Annotated in this window: 15 protein-coding genes; 7 read left to right on the top strand and 8 right to left on the bottom strand. The window is 70.8% G+C overall.

What is annotated here, in order from left to right; all coding sequences use genetic code 11:
- Nucleotides 1–206: 206 nt before the first annotated feature.
- Nucleotides 207–881: a Crp/Fnr family transcriptional regulator gene (locus OG594_RS00075; protein WP_003981529.1), complete on the bottom strand. Its 675-nt coding sequence runs from the start codon at nucleotides 879–881 to the stop codon at nucleotides 207–209.
- Nucleotides 882–1,150: 269 nt separating this feature from the next.
- On the opposite strand from OG594_RS00075, the gene nth reads away from it, so the two are divergent.
- The 3 genes from nth (at nucleotide 1,151) to OG594_RS00060 (ending at nucleotide 4,160) form a co-directional block, all read left to right on the top strand.
- On the top strand, nucleotides 1,151–1,999 hold the full coding sequence (nth, locus tag OG594_RS00070; protein ID WP_266594470.1) for an endonuclease III: 849 nt from the start codon (nucleotides 1,151–1,153) through the stop codon (nucleotides 1,997–1,999).
- Between the two features lie 222 nt (nucleotides 2,000–2,221).
- Nucleotides 2,222–2,944, top strand: a complete 723-nt coding sequence (locus OG594_RS00065; RefSeq protein WP_266594469.1) for a CoA pyrophosphatase — start codon at nucleotides 2,222–2,224, stop codon at nucleotides 2,942–2,944.
- Nucleotides 2,945–2,957: 13 nt separating this feature from the next.
- On the top strand, nucleotides 2,958–4,160 hold the full coding sequence (locus OG594_RS00060) for a MarP family serine protease (protein WP_266594468.1): 1,203 nt from the start codon (nucleotides 2,958–2,960) through the stop codon (nucleotides 4,158–4,160).
- Between the two features lie 380 nt (nucleotides 4,161–4,540).
- On the opposite strand, the gene OG594_RS00055 is transcribed toward OG594_RS00060, so the two are convergent.
- The 5 genes from OG594_RS00055 to OG594_RS00035 form a co-directional block, all read right to left on the bottom strand.
- Nucleotides 4,541–5,500: an alpha/beta fold hydrolase gene (locus OG594_RS00055; protein ID WP_266594467.1), complete on the bottom strand. Its 960-nt coding sequence runs from the start codon at nucleotides 5,498–5,500 to the stop codon at nucleotides 4,541–4,543.
- Nucleotides 5,497–5,955 carry a phage holin family protein gene (locus tag OG594_RS00050; protein ID WP_266594466.1) on the bottom strand — a complete coding sequence of 153 codons (459 nt, stop codon included), beginning with the start codon at nucleotides 5,953–5,955 and terminating at the stop codon, nucleotides 5,497–5,499. Before OG594_RS00050 ends, OG594_RS00055 begins: the two co-directional genes overlap by 4 nt.
- Before the next feature lie 60 nt (nucleotides 5,956–6,015).
- Complete coding sequence (gene nhaA / locus OG594_RS00045) at nucleotides 6,016–7,449, bottom strand: Na+/H+ antiporter NhaA (RefSeq protein ID WP_266594465.1); 1,434 nt, start codon at nucleotides 7,447–7,449, stop codon at nucleotides 6,016–6,018.
- 247 nt (nucleotides 7,450–7,696) lie between these two features.
- Nucleotides 7,697–9,694: an acetate--CoA ligase gene (gene acs / locus OG594_RS00040; protein ID WP_266594464.1), complete on the bottom strand. Its 1,998-nt coding sequence runs from the start codon at nucleotides 9,692–9,694 to the stop codon at nucleotides 7,697–7,699.
- 160 nt (nucleotides 9,695–9,854) lie between these two features.
- Entirely contained in the window at nucleotides 9,855–12,284 is a 2,430-nt protein-coding gene (locus tag OG594_RS00035) for a SulP family inorganic anion transporter (RefSeq protein ID WP_266594463.1), read from the bottom strand.
- A 235-nt stretch (nucleotides 12,285–12,519) separates the two neighbouring features.
- On the opposite strand from OG594_RS00035, the gene OG594_RS00030 reads away from it, so the two are divergent.
- Nucleotides 12,520–13,827: a hypothetical protein gene (locus OG594_RS00030; protein ID WP_266594462.1), complete on the top strand. Its 1,308-nt coding sequence runs from the start codon at nucleotides 12,520–12,522 to the stop codon at nucleotides 13,825–13,827.
- On the opposite strand, the gene OG594_RS00025 is transcribed toward OG594_RS00030, so the two are convergent.
- Complete coding sequence (locus OG594_RS00025; protein ID WP_266594461.1) at nucleotides 13,781–14,803, bottom strand: ATP-binding protein; 1,023 nt, start codon at nucleotides 14,801–14,803, stop codon at nucleotides 13,781–13,783. The two genes, OG594_RS00030 and OG594_RS00025, sit on opposite strands and share 47 nt — an antisense overlap.
- A gap of 109 nt (nucleotides 14,804–14,912) precedes the next feature.
- Here OG594_RS00025 and OG594_RS00020 point away from each other — a divergent pair, with 109 nt between their 5' ends.
- Entirely contained in the window at nucleotides 14,913–15,734 is an 822-nt protein-coding gene (locus OG594_RS00020) for an oxidoreductase (RefSeq protein ID WP_266594460.1), read from the top strand.
- 398 nt (nucleotides 15,735–16,132) lie between these two features.
- On the opposite strand, the gene OG594_RS00015 is transcribed toward OG594_RS00020, so the two are convergent.
- A complete protein-coding gene (locus tag OG594_RS00015) occupies nucleotides 16,133–17,017 on the bottom strand; it encodes an HAD family phosphatase (RefSeq protein ID WP_266594459.1) in 885 nt (294 codons plus the stop codon).
- Between the two features lie 539 nt (nucleotides 17,018–17,556).
- Between OG594_RS00015 and ssd the strand changes: the two genes are divergently transcribed.
- The gene (ssd, locus tag OG594_RS00010) at nucleotides 17,557–18,672 is read left to right on the top strand and encodes a septum site-determining protein Ssd (protein ID WP_266594458.1); all 1,116 of its coding nucleotides are present in this window, start codon (nucleotides 17,557–17,559) and stop codon (nucleotides 18,670–18,672) included.
- Nucleotides 18,669–19,388, top strand: a 720-nt coding sequence (locus OG594_RS00005; RefSeq protein ID WP_266594457.1) for a CpaF family protein, incomplete at its 3' end; no start/stop codon positions are given. The genes ssd and OG594_RS00005, both read left to right, overlap by 4 nt.

Genomic DNA, 19,388 nt, shown 5'->3' with positions numbered 1-19,388 from the left:
GCCCGCCCGGGGCGGCGGACCGAACGCCGTGCGTCGGCCGGACCGCTAGGCGGGCCTCCGGCCCGCTCGGCAGCTCCCGGACCGGCCCACAGCCCCGGACCGGCCCCGCAGCCCCGGACCGCCCCGCAGGCGCTGTCGGGCCCGGGGAAACGCGAAGGGGCCCGTGCCCGGTCGGGCAGGACCCCTTCGAACGGCTGTGGCCGGCGTTAGCGGGAGCGCTTCGCGAGGCGCTCCACGTCCAGCAGGATGACCGCACGCGCCTCCAGGCGCAGCCAGCCGCGGCCCGCGAAGTCGGCCAGGGCCTTGTTCACGGTCTCGCGCGAGGCGCCGACGAGCTGGGCGAGCTCCTCCTGCGTGAGGTCGTGCACCACGTGGATGCCCTCCTCCGACTGCACGCCGAAGCGGCGCGAGAGGTCGAGGAGCGCCCGCGCCACACGGCCGGGAACGTCGGAGAAGACCAGGTCGGACATCTGGTCGTTGGTCTTGCGCAGGCGGCGGGCGACGGCGCGCAGCAGCGCGGTCGCGACCTCGGGCCGGGCGTTGAGCCAGGGCTGGAGGTCACCGTGGCCGAGGCCGAGGAGCTTGACCTCGGTCAGCGCGGTGGCGGTGGCGGTGCGCGGGCCCGGATCGAAGAGCGACAGCTCGCCGATCAGCTCGCCGGGGCCGAGGACGGCCAGCATGTTCTCGCGACCGTCGGGGGAGGTGCGGTGGAGCTTCACCTTGCCCTCGGTCACGACATACAGCCGGTCGCCGGGATCGCCCTCGTGGAACAGGGCGTCACCGCGTGCGAGGGTCACCTCGCCCATGGAGGCGCGGAGCTCCGCGGCCTGCTCGTCATCGAGCGCCGCGAAGAGCGGGGCGCGCCGCAGAACGTCGTCCACGAGTCTCTCTCCTATGTCGACCAGCTCAGGGGACCGTGCTCCCCATTTTGCCGGACGGCTCAAACAGTGCGATCAATCACAAGGATGCCGGACGGACGGGCGTGCTGTGCGGCCAGAGGCCAATTGGAGTGGTGTTACCTGAGGTCCGGGCGGGTGTCAGCGGCCGGCCTTAGGCTGGCCGGGTGTCCAATAAGCCGGTGAGAGCACAGGCCAAGGGGTCCGCCGGAGTGACGGAGCCCCAAAATTCCGCCGTGGGCGAACATGTCCCAGTGAAGACGTCCGGGAGGGCCGCGGCCACCCCTCAGGGCAAAGTTTCGGCCAAGAAACCGAAGTCGGCCAAGCAGGAATCGCACCTGGCCATGGTGCGCAGGGCGCGACGCATCAACCGCGAGCTGGCCGAGATCTATCCGTACGCCCATCCGGAGCTCGACTTCCGCAATCCCTTCGAGCTGCTCGTCGCGACGGTGCTGTCCGCCCAGACCACCGATCTGCGGGTGAACCAGACGACCCCGGCCCTCTTCGCGGCCTACCCGACCCCCGAGGACATGGCCGCGGCCGCTCCCGAGGATCTGGAGGAGCTGATCCGGCCGACCGGGTTCTTCCGGGCCAAGTCGAGGTCCCTGCTCGGTCTGTCGCAGGCCCTGCGGGACGACTTCGGCGGGGAGGTGCCGGGCCGGATCGAGGACCTGGTGAAGTTGCCCGGAGTGGGCCGCAAGACCGCCAACGTGGTCCTCGGCAATGCGTTCGGCGTGCCGGGGATCACGGTGGACACCCATTTCGGTCGACTGGTGCGCCGCTGGAAGCTGACCGAGCAGGAGGACCCGGAGAAGGTCGAGGCGGAGATCTGCGCGATCTTCCCGAAGAGCGAGTGGACGATGCTCTCGCACCGGGTCGTCTTTCACGGCCGCCGGATCTGCCACTCGCGCAAGCCCGCCTGCGGGGCCTGCCCGATCGCCCCGCTCTGCCCGGCGTACGGGGAGGGCGAGACGGACCCGGAGAAGGCGAAGAAGCTGCTCAAGTACGAGAAGGGCGGCCAGCCGGGCCAGCGGCTGACCCCGCCCCCGGACTACCCGGGCCTTCCGGCCCCGCCGCTGGGCGGGGCCGTGGCGGCGCCGTAGCGGGTGCCCGCAGGGCGGCGGCGAGGTGGTGCACGCGCGGGCCGGACGCGGGCCGGACGGGGGACGGGCAGGGGACGGACGCGGGCCGGACGGGGACGGGGGCGCAAGGGTGCGGGGGCGTGAAAGCCTGCGGACTTGGGGACTTAGGAACGAATCGGTACCCGGACCGCGTTTGTGGTGTGGGAGACGGTGCTGGACAGGACAACGCGGACAGGGGTGCCTATGACGCGCGGTACACCGGACGAGGCCGGGACCACGGTGGGAGCCCGCCGTGGGCACCGCCCGGCCATCACCACCGACGGGCTGCCCGAGTGGCTCGACCCCGTCGTCGAGGCGGCCCGGTCCGTCCAGCCGGGGCAGTTGAGCCGCTTCCTGCCGCCCGAGGACGGCCGCGGGCGGCAGTCCGCCGTGCTCGTCCTCTTCGGGGAGGGCGCCCGAGGCCCCGAGCTGCTCCTGATGGAGCGTGCCGGCACCCTGCGCTCGCACGCGGGACAGCCGTCCTTCCCCGGCGGCGCGCTGGATCCCGAGGACGGCGATCCGCACACCACCGGCCCGCTGCTCGCCGCCCTGCGCGAGGCCGAAGAGGAAACCGGACTGGATCCTTCCGGTGTGCAGCTTTTCGGCGTGCTGCCCCGCCTCTACATCCCGGTCAGCAAGTTCGTCGTGACGCCCGTCCTCGGCTGGTGGCGCGATCCCAGCCCGGTCGGAGCCGTGGACCTCGCCGAGACGGCGCGGGTCTTCACGGTTCCCGTGGCAGATCTCACGAACCCCGAACACCGGGTCACGACCGTCCATCCGAGCGGCCACCTGGGACCGGGATTCACCGTCGAATCGGCTCTGGTCTGGGGTTTCACCGCCGGAGTGATCGACCGCATCTTGCACTTCGCGGGTTGGGAGCGTCCGTGGGACCGCTCACGACAGGTCCCGCTCGACTGGCGCGCATGAGACGGTGGCCCACGTGAACGTGCTGGACATTCTGTTGCTGCTCGCGGCCGTATGGTTCGCGATCGTCGGCTACCGCCAGGGGTTCGTCGTCGGCATCATGTCGGTGATCGGCTTCCTCGGCGGTGGTCTCGTCGCCGTGTCCCTGCTCCCGCTGGTCTGGGACCGGGTGACGGACAACGGCACCAAGGTGTCCACCACGGTCGTCGTGATCTCCGTGGTCGTGATCATCATCTGCGCCTCGATCGGCCAGGCCCTGACCACCCATCTCGGGAGCAGACTCCGCCGCAAGATCACCTGGTCGCCGGCGCGCGCGCTCGACGCGACCGGCGGCGCCCTGGTCAACGTGGTGGCCATGCTGCTCGTGGCGTGGCTGATCGGGCTGCTGGTGGCCCAGACCGCGCTGCCCAGCGTGGGCAAGGAGGTCCGTAACTCCAAGGTCCTGCTCGGCGTGTCACGGGTGCTGCCCGACCAGGCGAACACCTGGTTCTCGGACTTCAGCTCCACCCTCGCGCGCAACGGCTTCCCCCAGGTGTTCAGCCCGTTCTCCAACGAGCCCATCACCGAGGTGCAGGCGCCCGACCCGACGCTCGTCAACAGCCCCGTCGCCGAGGTGGCGAAGCGCTCGATCGTGAAGGTCGTCGGTACCGCCCCCAGCTGTAGCAAGGTGCTGGAGGGCACGGGCTTCGTCTTCGCGCCCGGCAAGGTGATGACCAACGCGCACGTCGTCGGCGGGGTCAGCGAGCCGACCGTGCAGATCGGCGGCGAGGGCAGGCTGTACGACGCCAAGGTCGTGCTCTACGACTGGGCGCGCGACATCGCCGTCCTGGACGTGCCGAAGCTGAAGGCTCCGGTGCTGGAGTTCTCCGAGAAGGACGCGGCGAGCGGCAACGACGCGATCGTCGCGGGCTTCCCGGAGAACGGCGGGTACGACGTCCGTTCGGCCCGTGTCCGCGGGCGGATCAACGCCAACGGCCCGGACATCTACCACCGGGGTACCGTCCGACGGGACGTCTACTCGCTGTTCGCGACGGTCCGCCAGGGCAACTCCGGCGGACCGCTGCTGACGCCCGAAGGCCGGGTGTACGGAGTCGTCTTCGCGAAGTCGCTCGACGACCCCAACACCGGTTACGTGCTGACGGCGGACGAGATCCGCGACGACATCCGGGTCGGCAAGGACGCCGTGCGCCGCGTCGACAGCCAGGGCTGCGCGCTCTGAGGCGCCGCTCCCGCCGGGTCCCTACGTCCGTGGATGGCGCAGGCGCGCGGAGACCCAGCGGGCCCGTCGGCGCAGGATGAGCGGAATCCCGAGGCGGGGGTCGTGGCCGTGTCGGCCGGCCCTCTCGTGGGTGCCCGGCGTAGCTGCCGAGCGGCGTTCGTGCGCGGTGTCACCGTAGTCGTGCGTCCAGCTCATACTCCGAGCTCTGCCCGTGGCCCAAGGTCCGTAACCCCGTCAGGGGCGGCCAATTGGCCTATGCGCCAGGCAATTGAATGCTCGTAAGACAAGCGCACGCTCGAACTCCCGCCCTTCCAGGGGACGGTCGCCGGGTCCGCGGCCCGTCCGCAGTCCGTTCGGTGGCGGAAGGGCCGGGCGTCCCGTCAGCGGTCCGGCTCGGGATCCTTGAGCCAGTTCACCAGCTCGGACGAGAAGGCGACCGGGTCCTCCTCGTGCGGGAAGTGCCCGAGCCCGTCGAACAGCCGCCACCGGTACGGGGCTTCGACGTACTCCCCGGAACCGGCTGCGCTGCGCGTACGCATCACCGGGTCGAGCGAACCGTGCAGGTGCAGCGTCGGCACCCGCACCGGACGCTTCATCCGCCGGTTGAACTGGATCCCGTCGGGCCGCGCCATCGACCGCATCATCCAGCGGTACGGCTCGATCGAGCAGTGCGCGGTGGACGGGATGCACATGGCCCGCCGGTACACGGCCAGATCCTCGTCCTCGGGCGGCCGCGGCCCCGACCAGTCCCGGATCAGCTCCCCTACGAGCGCCCCGCCGTCGGCGACGAGCTGACGCTCGGGAACGAACGGCCGCTGGAAGCCCCAGATGTGTGAACTCGCCCGGGTCTGACCGAAGTCCGACAGCATCGCCGAGCGCCAGCGGCGCGGATGCGGCATGGAGGAGACCACGAGTCGGCGCACCAGCTTGGGCCGCATCACGGCCGCCGTCCAGGCGAGGTACCCGCCCAGGTCGTGCCCGACGAGCGCGGCGTCCGGCTCGCCGAGGGACCGTACGACTCCGGTGATGTCGAGCGCCAGGTTGGCGGGGTCGTATCCGCGCGGGGTGCGGTCGCTGCCGCCCACGCCGCGCAGGTCCATCGCGACCGCCCGGTACCCGGCGTCGGCGAGCGCGGTCATCTGGTGCCGCCAGGTCCACCAGAACTGCGGGAAGCCGTGGAGCAGCAGCACCAGCGGCCCGTCACCGAGCTCGGCGACGTGGAAGCGGGCGCCGTTCGCGGCGACGTCCCGGTGCGTCACCGCCCGCCCGCCGGGGAGGTCGAGCCGTACCGCCGTGGCAGCTGTGGGAGGAACGCTGGAGTCCGGCGTGGGCGCTGTCATGAGGACGAGCGTGCCACACCCACAGCCTTGTCACTCACCGGCCGCGGGTGCGGCTTGACGGTCTGGACCAGCGCGGCGGTCTGCTTGACGGAGGCGATGGACTTCTCCGGCGGCTTGACCTTCTTGAACTTGCGTACGCCGATCAGTACGAGCACGCCCGCGATCAGCAGGAACGCGCTGCCGACGATGAGGAAGGACCACGCGAGCCCGAGCCCGAGGTTGTGGATCCCGTACGCCGCGGCGAAGGTCAGCACCGGGACGGAGAAGAGCGCGAGCACTCCGGCGGCCACCATCGAGGCGGAACCGCTGCCCACGCGCTTGACGTCCTCGCGGATCTCCGCCTTGGCGAGGGCGATCTCGTCGTGCACCAGCGCGGACATCTCGGCGGTGGCCGAGGCGACCAGTTGGCCGAGTGTGCGCTCGGCTCCCTGCGCCTCTTGGTCCACTGCGCTCATCGCTCTCTCCCTCTGTCGTCTGCTGCCGGGCGGCACGGCTGTCTTGCGTCGTCAGTCAGATCATGCCGGACGGTCGCCGTCGGTGGTGGACCCGGCTGCGGTTTGGAGCGCGGTGGCGGCCTGCTTCTCGGCCTTGCGGCGGTGTTCCGCGGCCCTGTCCTCGTAGATCTTGGCCATCCGCAGGTGGTACGCGGGGTTGTGCTCCTCGTAGATGTCCGGGATGCCGTCGTGGTCGTCGTCGCGCTCCTCGGCCTCGGTGAGCGCCCGGTACGTGCGGTTGCGGAGCTTGAGCATGACGCACGCGACCACGGCGGCGATCAGGGAGCCGAACAGGACGGCAGCCTTGATCTCGTCGGTGAGGACCGGGTCGTCGGCGAAGGCGAGTTCGCCGATCAGGAGGGAGACGGTGAAGCCGATGCCGGCGAGCGAGGCCACGGCGAGTACGTCCGGCCAGGCGAGGTCCTCGTTCAACTCGGCCTTGGTGAAGCGGGCGGCCAGCCAGGTGCCGCCGAAGATGCCCACCGCCTTGCCGATGACCAGGCCGAGCACCACGCCGAGGGTCTCGGGCCGCGTGAAGACCTGGGCGATGGCCTGGTCGGAGAGGGAGACACCGGCGGAGAAGAGGGCGAAGAGGGGCACGGCGAGACCGGCCGATACGGGCCGGACCAGGTGCTCGATGTGCTCGCCGGGGGAGCGCTGCTCGCCCTCCCGGCGGGTGCAGCGGAGCATCAGGCCCATGGCGACGCCGGCGATGGTGGCGTGGACGCCGCTGTTGTACATCAGGCCCCAGATGGCCAGGGCGAGCGGAACGTAGACGTACCAGCCGTGGACGTCCTTGCGGAGCAGGAACCAGAAGAGGGCGAGGCCCACGAGCGCGCCGCCGAGCGCGAGGAAGTCGATCTCGCTGGTGAAGAACACCGCGATGATCAGGATGGCGAAGAGGTCGTCGACGACCGCGAGGGTCAGCAGGAAGGCGCGCAGGGCCGATGGCAGCGAGGTGCCGATGACGGCGAGGACGGCGAGCGCGAAGGCGATGTCGGTGGCGGTCGGGACGGCCCAGCCGGCGGTGGAGCCGTCGCCCAGGACGTTGACGAGCAGGTAGACCACCGCGGGTACGGCCATGCCGCACAGGGCGGCGATCACCGGGAGCGCGGCTGCCCGGGCATCGCGCAGATCGCCCGCGACGAGCTCGCGCTTGAGCTCGATGCCGGCGACGAAGAAGAAGATGGCGAGGAGTCCGTCGGCCGCCCAGTGTTGGAGCGAGAGGTCCAGGCCGAGGGAGGCGGGGCCGATGTGGAAGGACCGGACGCTGGAGTAGCTCTCCGAGAGGGCGGGGATGTTCGCCCACAGGAGGGCGACGATCGCGGCCACCAGCAACAGCACACCGCCGACGGTCTCGGCGCGCAGGGCGTCGCCGACGAAGCGGAGCTCGGGCAGTGAGAGGCGGCCGAGCAGCTTGGGGCTCTTGTGGTCGGTGGGGCTGGGCGCGGCCACGAGGGGACACCTCCGGGGGGCGGTTGGACGGCATGGCAGAACTCATTGCCGACCAGACTTCCCGGCGCACCCTGTGGTCTTTCTTTACGCTTTTAATATTTTACAGGGTGCACGCGAGGGCGTATCCGGTGATCATCACTTTAAGTGCGAAAGGGGCACCCGGCGCGGCGTGCCGGGTGCCCCTTTCGGTGCGTCGGTATGACTCAGTGCGTCTCAGCGCAGCTCAGTGCGTTTCGGGCGGTGTGCCTCAGTCCTCGCTGCCGGCGGCCGGGAGCTTGCTCTGGATCAGGTCCATGACCGAGGAGTCGGCGAGCGTGGTGACGTCACCGACCGCGCGGTTCTCCGCCACGTCGCGCAGCAGACGGCGCATGATCTTGCCCGAGCGGGTCTTCGGCAGCTCCTGGACCGGCAGGATCCGCTTGGGCTTGGCGATCGGGCCCAGCGTGCTGCCCACGTGGTTGCGCAGGTCCGCGACCAGGTTCTCGGTCTCGGAGGCGCTGCCGCGCAGGATGACGAAGGCGACGATGGCCTGACCGGTGGTCTCGTCGTTGGCGCCGACCACGGCCGCCTCGGCGACCGAGGGGTGCGAGACGAGGGCCGACTCGACCTCGGTGGTCGAAATGTTGTGGCCGGACACCAGCATCACGTCGTCCACCCGGCCGAGCAGCCAGATGTCGCCGTCGTCGTCCTTCTTGGCGCCGTCACCGGCGAAGTACTTGCCTTCGAAGCGCGACCAGTAGGTGTCGATGAACCGCTGGTCGTCGCCCCAGATGGTGCGCAGCATCGACGGCCACGGCTCGGTGAGCACCAGGTAGCCGCCCCCGCCGTTCGGGACCTCGTGCGCCTCGTCGTCCACGACGGTGGCGGAGATCCCGGGCAGGGCGCGCTGTGCGGAGCCCGGCTTGGTGGCGGTGACGCCCGGCAGCGGGGAGATCATCATCGCGCCGGTCTCGGTCTGCCACCAGGTGTCCACGATCGGGCAGCGGTCGCCGCCGATGTGCTTGCGGTACCAGATCCAGGCCTCGGGGTTGATCGGCTCGCCGACCGAGCCCAGTACGCGCAGGCTCGACAGGTCGAACTTCGCGGGGATGTCGTCGCCCCACTTCATGAACGTGCGGATGGCCGTGGGCGCCGTGTAGAGGATGGTCACCCCGTACTTCTGGACGACCTCCCAGAACCGGCCCTGGTGCGGGGTGTCGGGGGTGCCCTCGTACATCACCTGGGTGGCGCCGTTCGCGAGCGGCCCGTAGACGATGTAGGAGTGCCCGGTCACCCAGCCGATGTCGGCGGTGCACCAGTAGACGTCGGTCTCCGGCTTCAGGTCGAAGACCGCCTGGTGGGTGTACGCGGCCTGCGTGAGGTAGCCGCCGGAGGTGTGCAGGATGCCCTTGGGCTTACCCGTGGTCCCCGAGGTGTAGAGGATGAAGAGCGGGTGCTCGGCGTCGAACGGCTGCGGGGCGTGCTCGGCGGACTGCCGGCCGACCACGTCGTGCCACCAGAGGTCGCGGCCCTCGGCGAAGGCGGTGTCCTGGCCGGTGCGGCGCACGACGAGCACGTGCTCGACCTGCGGACACTTGGCGACGGCCTCGTCGATGGCGGGCTTCAGGGCGGTGGGCTTGCCGCGGCGGTAGCCGCCGTCGGCGGTGATCACCAGCTTCGCGTCGGCGTCCTGGATGCGGGAGGCGACGGCGTCGGCGGAGAACCCGCCGAAGACCACGGAGTGCGCGGCGCCGACACGGGCGCACGCGAGCATCGCGACGACCGCCTCGGGGATCATCGGCAGGTAGACGGCGACGCGGTCGCCGGCCTCGACACCCAGCTCGGTCAGGGCGTTGGCGGCCTTGGAGACCTCGTCCTTGAGCTCGGCGTAGGTGATCGAGCGGCTGTCGCCGGGCTCGCCCTCGAAGTGGATGGCGACGCGGTCGCCGTTGCCGGCCTCGACGTGACGGTCCACGCAGTTGTACGCGACGTTGAGCTTGCCGTCCGCGAACCACTTCGCGAAGGGCGGGTTCGTCCAGTCGAGCGTCTCGGTCGGCTCGGTGGCCCAGGTCAGCCGCCGGGCCTGCTCGGCCCAGAAGCCCAGCCGGTCCGCGTCGGCCTGTGCATACGCAGCCTCGGTCACATTGGCGGCGGCGGCCAGATCGGCGGGCGGTGCGAACCGCCGCTCCTCCTTGAGCAGATTGGCCAGGCTCTCATTGCTCACGACATCTCCCTTTCCCAGGGTGTCCGTTGTGTCCCCGGGCATAGCTCATCAGTCAGCGGCCCAGGTGACAAGGGGTAGCCGAGAATTGGTTTAGACCTATATCACGATCTGGTCCGCGCGAGAACGGAGTGCGAATGGCCCCTCCCCGCTGCAAGGGGCGGGGAGGGGCCAAACGAATGCACGAATACGGGAGGGTATCGGTTCAGGCGTGCTGACCCACGCTGTCGAAGACCCGACAGTCGAAGAAGTCCTCGCCCTCGGACAGCAGATACGCCTGCGCCTCGCCCACGTGGAAGTACATCCCGTGCAGTTCGAGGGTGCCCTCGGCGAGTCGCCGGGCCACCGATTCATGGGCCCGCAGATGGTCCAGCTGCTGGACCACATTGGTCAGGCAGAGCTGCTCCACCGCGTCCGCCGGGAGCCGGCCCGCGATCCGGGCCCAGGCGTGGTGGCGGCTGGCCATCCGCTCCAGGCTGGGCAGCCCGTGCTTCAGCCAGCGGCGCAGCGGGGTCATCGGGGCGCCGGGCGCGGAGGAGAGCAGGGCCTGCATGGCGCCGCAGCCCGAGTGTCCGCACACCGTGATGCTGTCCACCTGCAGCACGTCCACGGCGTATTCGATGGCTGCGGCCACGGAGTCGTCGGTGGACTCCGCGCCGGGCAGCGGGACCAGATTGCCGACGTTGCGGACGGTGAACAGGTCGCCGGGCCCGCTGGCCGTGATCATGCTGGTCACCAGGCGGGAGTCCGCACAGGTGAGGAAGAGCTGGGAGGGCCGCTGCCCCTCGCGGGCCAGCCGGGCCAGCTCGTCCCGCACGTGGGGCGCCGTGTCGCGCTGGAAGGCGCTGATCCCGTTGGCCAGTTGGCCCGCGCCGCGCCGCCGGGGGGCGGGTGAGCCGGCCGGCTCGGCGACGGCCTCCGTCTTTGCCCCGGCGGCCTCCGCAGCTGCCTTGGCCGCGGCCGCGGCAGTGATCGTACGGGTACTCGCGGGGCGGTGGTCGCAGTGGTTCTGCCACGGGGTCCAGGGGCGGCAGCACTGGTGCCCGCCGCGCTGTGGCGTGCGGCGGGAGCGGTCCGCGTGGGGGCTCCCGTCGGCGGGCCCGTCGTCGGGCGCCGCTCCGGGCGCGGCCTCGGGCAGCCGCGCCGACGAGCCGGCGCGGCCGGTGACCTCCAGCGAGCCCCCGTGCGCCAGGTGGGAATCCTGCCAGTCGTGCAACGTCTCGTAGGCCGCGTGGTCCATGAACGAGCCGTCCAGCTCGACCACCGCGTGCTTGTCGTGCGGAATCTGGTTCAGCACCCGGCTCAGCCGGGGCACCGCGAGGAAGGTCAACTGCCCGCGCGCCTGCACCCGGTGGGCCCCGCTGTCCAGCTGCTCCACGGTGATCCGGGTCCGCGTGAGCCGGTACAGGGCCAGCGCGACGGCCACGGCGATACCGATGGCCACGCCTTCCAGGACGCCGCCGAGCACCACGGCGACGATGGTCGTGCCGTAGACCAGGATCTCCCGGTGCCGGGTGACACTGCGCAGGTGCGTGATGTTGACCATCTGTACGCCGACCGCCATCACGAGGGCGGCCAGCGCGGCGAGCGGGATCAGGTCGAGGACCGGGACCAGCAGCCCGGCCGCGAGCAGTACCCAGAATCCGTGCAGCATGGACGACTTCCGGCTGACCGCACCGGACTTGACGTTCGCCACGCTGCGGACGGCCACGCCCGTGATGGGCAGCCCGCCCAGCGAGCCGGAGACGATGTTCGCCGCGCCCTGGCCGCGCAGTTCCCGGTTGAGGTCGGCGCGCGGCGGGCGGTTGCCCGTACGGCGCTCGGAGGCGATCAGCTTGTCGGTCGCGACGGCGGAGAGCAGCGATTCCACGCTGCCGACCAGGGTGATGGTCAGTACCGCGGCGATGAGACCGAGGACCGGCCCCTCGGGCATTTCGGGCAGGGCGTGGCTGCGCCAGGACGGCAGGTCCACCCGCGGCAGGCTGAGCCCGGCCAGCGCGGCGAAGGCCGTGGCCGTGGCGACGGCGGCGAGCGCCGCGGGCACCTTGCGCAGGGCGCGGCCCACCCGACCGGGCAGCCGTGGCCAGCCGAGCAGGACGAGCAGGGTCAGCACGCTGATGCCCAGGGCGACCGGGTGCAGATCGGCCAACTGGCCCGGCAGCCCGAGGACGTTGGCCACGGCGTTGCTCTGCGGTGTGCCGCCGAGCACGATGTGCAGCTGGGCCAGTGCGATGGTCACGCCGATGCCCGCGAGCATGCCGTGCACGATGGCCGGGCTGACCATGAGCGCCGACCGGGCGGTGCGCAGTGCGGCGAGGCCGAGTTGGCAGATGCCGGCGAGCACGGTGATGGCGCACGTGGTGCGCCATCCGTAGCGCTGGATCAACTCGGCGGTGACCACGGTGAGTCCGGCGGCGGGCCCGCTCACCTGGAGCGGGGCGCCACCGAGCCGCCCGGCGACGATCCCGCCGACCGCCGCGGCGACCAGCCCCGCCTGGAGCGGGGCGCCGGTGGCCAGGGCGATGCCGAGCGAGAGTGGCAGGGCGATCAGGAAGACGGCGATGGAGGCGGAGAGATCCGCGGGAAGGTCCTTGCGGATCTGTTGGGTGGTGCTCGTGGGGGAGGTGGCTGTCATGGGTTCCCGTCTCCTCTGGGGAGGGATGAAGCGGCGGGAGTCTCAACGCTCGGTAAATGAATGGTAATGGAGAGTAAAGGCGAGCGGTGAATAATACGGGCAAATGACGTACGAATTAGCGCTAAAGGGTGATTAAGCATTTTGTACGGCTTGTCATACCTCCTCTCGAGCAGACCGCATGGGACGTTGCGGCGCGGAAGTCCCGCGATGGAACTGCGAGGGAGAGGTGGGGCGGATGATCGCCGCCACGAAGAAGGTCGCCGGTGGCCTGGTCGCCACGGTGCTGGTCCTGGGGGCCGCCGGGTGCAGCACCTCGGAACCCGCCAAGTCCCCGGCTCCCGGGGCCCCGAACGCGCTCAAGGGGGCTGCCGCCCCGGAGGCTCCGGGCAGCGTCAACCGGCCCATCGGCGACGGTTCGACCGCGTACACCGGCATGCAGCCGAACGTTCAGAAGCCGCAGAAGCTGGGGCCCGGGGAAAAACCGCCGCAGTTCGTGGTGTTCTCGTGGGACGGGGCCGGCGAGGACAGTCAGAAGCTCTTCTCGCACTTCCGTGAGGTCGGCAAGAAGTACAACGCCCGCATGACGTACTTCCTCAGCGGTGTCTACATGCTCCCGGAGGAGAAACGTTCCCTCTATACGGCGCCCCAGCACTCGCCGGGGCGCTCCGACATCGGCTTCGGCGACCTCCAGGGCATCAAGGACACCGCCACCCAGGTCCGTGCGGCCTGGCTGGAGGGCAACGAGATCGGCACCCACTTCAACGGACACTTCTGCGGGCCCGACGGCGGTGTCGGCACCTGGTCCGTGGAGGAGTGGCAGAGCGAGATCAACCAGGCGAAGTCCTTCGTCAAGAACTGGAAGACCAACTCCGGCCTGAAGGACCAGGAGGCGCTCCCCTTCAACTACGACAAGGAGCTCATCGGCGCCCGCACGCCCTGCCTCGAAGGCCAGAAGAACTTCATGCTGGCGGCGAAGGACATGGGCTTCCGCTACGACTCCAGCGGCATCAGCAAGCAGATCTGGCCGAAGAAGACGGACGGGCTCTGGGACATCCCGCTCCAGCTGGTGCCCATGCCGGGGCGTGCCTTCGACACCCTGAGCATGGACTACAACTACATGGTCAACCAGTCCGGGACGACCTCGCAGGGTGACCCCTCCCAGCACGCGTACTGGGGTGACCAGATGCGCGACGGCCTGCGGGAGGCCTTCGACCGCGTCTACCAGGGCAACCGCGCACCGCTGATCATCGGCAACCACTTCGAGTCCTGGAACGGCGGCACCTACATGCGCGCCGTCGAGGAGTCCATCAAGACCATGTGCACCCAGAAGGAGGTCCGCTGCGTCCCGTTCCGGGAGCTGGTGGACTGGCTGGACGCACAGGACCCGAAGGCCCTGGAGTGGATGCGCACCCTCGACGTCGGCGAGGCGCCGAAGGAGGGCTGGGGGAAGTTCCTGACCGCGGGGCCGCCGGCGGCGCCGGCCGCCCCCGCGGGCGTCAAGCCGGCTGAGGAGCCGGCTGGGGAGAGTGCGGACGAGGGCTGACGAGCGCCTCGGCCCCCTCGCGAAGGACGAATCCGGGGTCGACCTGGTCCGCCAGGTCGACCCCGGTCTTGGCGTTGCCCCAGCTCTCCGCGTTCTTGAGGTGGAAGCTCACCATCTGCTCCGTGTACCGGGCCCAGTCGCGGTGCGCGTACGAGTCGTCGGCGGCGTCCTGGAGTTCCTGGAGGGCGAACCGGTTGGATGCTTCCAGCAGCTCGAAGGGGGCCGGCCGGCCCTTTTCCATGGCCCGCACCCAGTCGGAGTGCCCGACGGTGACCAGCAGGTCCTCGCCCACCTCGTCCTGGAGGAACTCGATGTCCTCGGGTCCCTGCACCTTGTTGCCGATGACCTTGAGCGTTACCCCGAAGTCCCGCGCGTACTCCTTGTACTGGCGGTAGACGGAGACGCCCTTGCGGGTCGGTTCGGCAACCAGGAAGGTCACGTCGAAGCGGGTGAACATGCCCGAGGCGAAGGAGTCCGAGCCGGCCGTCATGTCGACGACCACGTACTCGTCAGGGCCGTCGACCAGATGGTTGAGGCAGAGTTCGACCGCTCCGACCTTGGAGTGGTAGCAGGCCACGCCCAGGTCGGCCTCGGTGAACGGGCCGGTCGCCATGAGGCGCACGGGTTCCCCGTCGAGCAGGAGCGTGCGCGCGCAGGCCTCGTACACCGGGTTGTCCTCGGTGACGCGCAGCAGGCGCGAGCCGCGGCCGGGCGGGGTGGTCTTGATCATCGCGTCGGCGGACGGGATGCGCGGGTTGGAACCGCGCAGGTACTCCTTGATGAGGGGCAGGTGCGCGCCGAGGGCCGGCAGTTCGCCGGCCTCCTCCTCGGTGAGTCCGAGCGCGGCGCCCAGGTGCTGGTTGATGTCGGCGTCCACCGCGACGACGGGGGCTTCATTGGCGGCGAGGTGGCGGATGAAGAGGGAGGACAGGGTCGTCTTGCCGCTGCCGCCCTTCCCTACGAAAGCGATCTTCATGTTCACCAAGCGTAGCGGTTCGATAGCGCTGGGTGGTCAAGGTGAGTGAAGAAGACCACTCCAAGGAGGGGTCGGTGCTATGGGTGCGCAGTGCGTAGGCTCCCTACTTATGAGTAGCGCTTCTGACCCGCTGGCCCCCCTGGCCGGGCTGCCCGGTGTGGCCGAGTCCGTGGATTCCGTACGCAAGGCCGTGGACCGCGTCTACGGGCACCGCGTGATGCGGCGCCGCAGCGGTGAGATCACCTCGGAGGCCGCCCTGCGCGGCGCCCGCGGGAGCGCGGCGCTGTCCGGTGCGGACTGGGCGCTGGAGGAGGTGCGCCGCCGGACCGACTTCGGCTCGGAGCCGGAGGCGCTGACGGTGGGTGCGGCGCTGCGGCTCACGGCGGAGGCCGGTCAGTTGCTGAGCATCTGGCGGCAGTCGCCGCTGCGGGTCCTGGCGCGGCTGCACCTGGTGGCGTGCGGGTCGACGGCGGACGGCGATGTGGTGGGCCGCCCCCGGCTGGCGGGCGAGCCGGTGACCGAACCCCTGGTCGCACTCCCGCTTCCGAGCGCCGAGGAGGTGGCGGGTCGCCTCGACGGGCTGTCCCGCCTGATCATCGCGGGCGGTTCCGCCCCGGCCCTGATCACGGCCGCGGTGGTGCACGGCGAACTGCTGGCGCTGCGTCCGTTCGCCTCGTACAACGGGCTGGTCGCGCGGGCGGCCGAGCGGATCGTCCTGATCAACAGCGGTCTGGACCCCAAGGCCATCTGCCCGGCGGAGGTCGGGCATGCGGAGCAGGGGACCGACGCCTACCTGGCCGCTTTCGAGGGCTACGTTTCCGGGACCGCGGAGGGCATGTCCGCCTGGATCGCGCACTGCGGCCGGGCGGTCGAACTGGGTGTCCGCGAGTCGACGGCGGTCTGCGAAGCCCTGCAGCGCGGCGCGGCCTGAGCCGCCCGTTCCATCCGTTCGGCCCGTTCGGCCCCGTGTGCGGGGCGTTCGGGCCCCGGACATGGGTTGCGGCGACACCGTCTTGCTTTGGTGTCGCCGCTGGCATTTACGCCCAGTTACCAAGCGTCCTCGATAGTTGCCCATCAGGTCGGGGTCTTTGCCCGTTACCTGGTGCGGCTGGCCCGTAATCGACGGGTCGACGTCGCGTGGGTGCTCGGCGCTCATGCTTCGGTCCGTGGGCCTTACTGCGTTTTAAAGATGATCCTCTCGGATGTTCTTTGGTCTCGCGGGCCGTTGCTTTATTTGTACTCCGCTTCGGAGCCATGCGAAACCCCTAGCTCCACTTTTTACCTTCCGGGACGATCGAGGACGAACCGGACAGTCTTTATCCGTGCAGGTCAGGACATTCGGGCAGAGCCGGCTGCGGCCAGTGCATGGGCGCGGCGCCGGCTCGCGTACCAGACCAGCCCGGCCGTGGCGGCTGCCGCGCCCACGGCCGCCGCGGCGACCAGGGCGGGCCGGGTCGGCATGGACAGCCCGGGAAGGCGCTGCTTCAGCCGCACGGGCCGGTTGAAGACCAGGACCGGCCACTCCCGTGCCACGGCTTCCCGCCGCAGCGCCCGGTCGGGGTTGACGGCGTGCGGGTGTCCGACCGCTTCGAGCATCGGGATGTCGGTGGCGGAGTCGCTGTAGGCGTAGCAGCGGGTGAGGTCGTACCCCTCGGACTCCGCGAGTTCGCGTACCGCCTCCGCCTTGGTGGGCCCGTAGGCGTAGTACTCGATCTCGCCGGTGAAGCAACCGTCTTCACCGACGACCATGCGGGTGGCGACGACCCGGTCCGCGCCGAGCATCTCCCCGATGGGCTCGACGACTTCCGCGCCGGAGGTGGACACGATCACCACGTCGCGGCCCGCGGTGTGGTGGGCCTCGATCAGGGACGCGGCCTCGTCGTAGATGATCGGGTCGATGAGGTCGTGCAGGGTCTCGGCGACGATCTCCCGCACCTGCTGCACGTTCCACCCCTTGCAGAGGGCGGACAGGTACTCCCGCATCCGTTCCATCTGATCGTGGTCGGCGCCGCCGGCCAGGAAGATGAACTGGGTGTACGCGGTGCGCAACACGGCTCGCCGGTTGATCAGACCGCCTTGGTAGAAGGACTTGCTGAACGTCAAGGTGCTCGACTTCGCAATGACCGTCTTGTCCAGGTCGAAGAAGGCTGCGGTGCGAGGCGAGGAGTGCGGCAAGGGCTGATTTTCCACGCCCCGAGCATATGCGCCCACCATTCGGCGTAAGGTGTGGCGCGTGGGTTTGCCTGAGAAGGCTCTCGGGTACACCATGGAAGTCACGGATCGTTCGCGACCGTGCTAACCCGGTCTGGCTCCTCCCCCCCCGAGTCGGACCGTGGGGACGACCCCCGCTCTCCCCCCCGGCGGGGGTCGTCGCATGTCCGGACGCGGTTCGCGTCCCTGCCTTCGGCCCCAAGTGACCATCCTCCGGCCCCTCCTCTCGTGCGGGGCCGACGTGGCGAAGGCCCTCACTCCCTCAAACTCGTGACGCTGCGTAGTGGTTCCGCCGCGCTCCGGAACTCACCGGAGAGAGTGACGGGGTTATTCACAACCGATGGGTTGTCCACAGTTATCCAACAAGATCCACTTCTTTTTCCTGATCGCTGCACGGTGATTCCAGCCGCGAAGTCCGTGGCGGAAGCATTTGCAGTGAGAAGGGGGCGGAGATCGTGGCCCGATCGAAGTCGTGTGAAACGCGGGAGTCCGTGGTCGGCGGAAGGGGGGCGGGGGTCGGGGCGGGCCTCGGAACCGGTTCCGTGGCCGGATCCGCACCCGGTGGCGGGCGGCCGCTGATCATCACCGAAGACCCGCTGCTGCTCGACGATCTGCTGAGGCTGTGTGCCGCGGCGGGTGCCGAGCCGCATGTGCGCCACGAGGTTCCCGAGCGGGGCGGGGCCGTCGGGGTGGGCGGCGAGGCGGGGAGCCCGGGATGGGAATCCGCACCGCTCGTGCTGGTGGGCGACGACGCCGCCGGACGGGTGCGCGGGGCACCGCGCAGGGCCGGCGTGTTCCTCGTCGGCCGGGACCTGGACGACCCCCAGGTGTGGCAACGGGCGGTGGAGATCGGCGCCGAGGAGGTGTTGCGGCTCCCCGACGCCGAGGGCCGGCTCGTCGACCGCATCGCCGACGTCGTGGAGGGGGCCGGGCGTCCCGCCCTCGCCGTGGGGGTGATCGGCGGCAGCGGTGGCGCCGGAGCCTCCACCCTCGCCTGCGCGCTCGCCGTGCGGGCCGCCCGCGCCGGTGAGCGCACCATCCTCATCGACGGCGACCCGTTGGGCGGGGGCATGGACGTCCTGCTCGGGGGCGAGAGCGCCGAAGGGCTGCGCTGGCCGGACTTCGCGGCCTCGCGGGGCCGGGTCGGCGCCGGAGCGCTCGAGGAGTCCCTGCCCGAGCTGCACGACCTTCGCGTGCTCAGCTGGGACCGCGGTGACCGGGTGGTGGTGCCGCCCGCCGCGATCCGGTCCGTGGTGGCGGCTGCGCGCCGCCGGGGCGGGGTGGTGGTGGTCGACCTCCCGCGGCGGGTCGACGAACCCGTGGCCGAGGTGCTGGCCCAGCTCGACCTGGTGCTGATGGTGGTGCCGGGCGAGTTGCGGTCGGTGGCCGCCGCGGGCCGGGTGGCGGCCGGGGTCCGGATGGTGGCCCGGGACGTGCGGGTCGTCGTACGGGGACGCTGTGCGGGCGGCCTCGATCCGGAGTCCGTGGCCGGGCTGTTGGGGGCACCGCTGGCCGGGGAGGTGCCCGTCGAGGTGGGGCTCCCGGGGAGGGTGGCCGAGGGCGAACCACCGGGGACGCAGGGGAAGAGCGCGCTGGCCCGCTTCTGCGACGGCTTCTGGCAGCGGGCGCTCGGCTCCGCCCAGGGGGTGCCGGCATGAGCGCGGTGCTCCTGGACGCGGTGCGCCGGCGGCTCGCCGAGAGCGGGGCGGAACCGACCCCGGCGCGGGTGGCGGCCGCCCTACGGGCCCAGGGCAGGCTCCTCGGGGACGCTGAAGTGCTCGGTGTGGCTGCGGAGTTACGGTCCGAGCTGGTCGGCGCAGGCCCGCTGGAGGCACTGCTCGGCGACCCGGAGGTCACCGATGTGCTGGTGGCGGCCCCCGACCGGGTGTGGGTGGACCGCGGTGGTGGGCTGGAGCTGACCGGAGTGACCTTCGCCGACGCCGGGGCCGTGCGCAGGCTCGCCCAACGGCTGGCCGCCGTCGCGGGGCGGCGCCTGGACGACGCCCGGCCCTGGGTGGACGCCCGGATGCCCGACGGCACCCGGCTGCATGCCGTGCTGCCCCCGGTCTCGGTCGGCTCGGCCTGCCTCTCGCTGCGGGTGGTGCGGCCTCGGGCGTTCACGCTGGAGGAGCTCGTCGCCGCGGGGACACTGCCGCCGGGCGGTCAGCGACTGCTCCGGGACATGGTCGAGGCGCGGCTGTCGTTCCTCGTCTCCGGCGGTACCGGAACGGGCAAGACCACCCTGCTCAGCGCCCTGTTGGGGCTGGTGGGTCCCGGCGAGCGGATCGTGTTGGCCGAGGATTCGGCAGAGCTGCGCCCCGACCATCCGCACGTGGTGCGGTTGGAGACCCGGCCGGCCAACCAGGAGGGGGCG

The organism is Streptomyces sp. NBC_01214, from assembly GCF_026340975.1.
In the GTDB taxonomy this organism is placed as follows: domain Bacteria; phylum Actinomycetota; class Actinomycetes; order Streptomycetales; family Streptomycetaceae; genus Streptomyces.
The sequence above is the reverse complement of the archived record's forward strand: the minus strand, read 5'-3'. Positions and strand labels throughout refer to the sequence as shown.

What these genes read in the sequence shown, in the direction of transcription:
- OG594_RS00065 (WP_266594469.1), top strand. Translation starts at nt 2,222, where the DNA reads ATGACGCGCGGTACACCGGACGAGGCCGGGACCACGGTGGGAGCCCGC.
- OG594_RS00055 (WP_266594467.1), bottom strand. Translation starts at nt 5,500, where the DNA reads ATGACAGCGCCCACGCCGGACTCCAGCGTTCCTCCCACAGCTGCCACG.
- OG594_RS00050 (WP_266594466.1), bottom strand. Translation starts at nt 5,955, where the DNA reads ATGAGCGCAGTGGACCAAGAGGCGCAGGGAGCCGAGCGCACACTCGGC.
- acs (WP_266594464.1), bottom strand. Translation starts at nt 9,694, where the DNA reads ATGCCCGGGGACACAACGGACACCCTGGGAAAGGGAGATGTCGTGAGC.
- OG594_RS00035 (WP_266594463.1), bottom strand. Translation starts at nt 12,284, where the DNA reads ATGACAGCCACCTCCCCCACGAGCACCACCCAACAGATCCGCAAGGAC.
- OG594_RS00030 (WP_266594462.1), top strand. Translation starts at nt 12,520, where the DNA reads ATGATCGCCGCCACGAAGAAGGTCGCCGGTGGCCTGGTCGCCACGGTG.
- OG594_RS00025 (WP_266594461.1), bottom strand. Translation starts at nt 14,803, where the DNA reads ATGAAGATCGCTTTCGTAGGGAAGGGCGGCAGCGGCAAGACGACCCTG.
- OG594_RS00020 (WP_266594460.1), top strand. Translation starts at nt 14,913, where the DNA reads ATGAGTAGCGCTTCTGACCCGCTGGCCCCCCTGGCCGGGCTGCCCGGT.
- OG594_RS00015 (WP_266594459.1), bottom strand. Translation starts at nt 17,017, where the DNA reads ATGGTGGGCGCATATGCTCGGGGCGTGGAAAATCAGCCCTTGCCGCAC.